Genomic DNA, 561 nt, shown 5'->3' with positions numbered 1-561 from the left:
AGCCAGGTCATGGCCTGCTGACGCGAGTTACCGCACATTTCAGCGCTGGCTTGTAAGCCTGCACAGACTTTCGGTCGCAGTGGCGAGGTGAAAATTTTACAGCGTTGCTGTTCATCAAGCTGAATGCAGGGCGTATTGGCGGGCTTGCCATCTGGCATACCGGGAATAGGGCTGGAAATTGAAGGGGCAGTGCAACACGCCCCGCAACCCGGACGGCATTCCATACGTTGTTCTCTTAAGGTTAACCACCGGATTGATGAGCGCGCACAGTACCACCTTTTTTGCACCAGCAAAAGTGCGAATACCACTTGCCCGAAAGGCCCGTCGCGAGTACTTTGTCGCGATATTTTTGACATTTTCGACTACAGGAATTTTTCGATGCCAAGAGCGAACGAAATTAAAAAAGGTATGGTACTGAATTACAACGGCAAACTGCTGCTGGTTAAGGATATTGATATTCAGTCGCCCACTGCCCGCGGTGCCGCTACGCTGTACAAAATGCGTTTTTCTGATGTCCGTACCGGGCTGAAAGTGGAAAAGCGTTTCAAAGGTGATGATATC

At 50.4% G+C, this 561-nt stretch carries 1 protein-coding gene and 1 pseudogene; one reads left to right on the top strand and one right to left on the bottom strand.

Features of this window, described 5'->3' with window-relative positions; genetic code table 11:
• Positions 1-224, bottom strand: a 224-nt coding sequence (locus AC3Y5R_RS24270) for a YkgJ family cysteine cluster protein (RefSeq protein WP_052971752.1), incomplete at its 3' end; no start/stop codon positions are given.
• 154 nt (positions 225-378) lie between these two features.
• Here AC3Y5R_RS24270 and AC3Y5R_RS24265 point away from each other — a divergent pair.
• Positions 379-561 (top strand): annotated as a pseudogene (locus AC3Y5R_RS24265) (elongation factor P-like protein YeiP); the annotation flags it as partial.

It is taken from the genome of Erwinia sp. 009765445 (assembly GCF_058137865.1).
The sequence above is the reverse complement of the archived record's forward strand: the minus strand, read 5'-3'. Positions and strand labels throughout refer to the sequence as shown.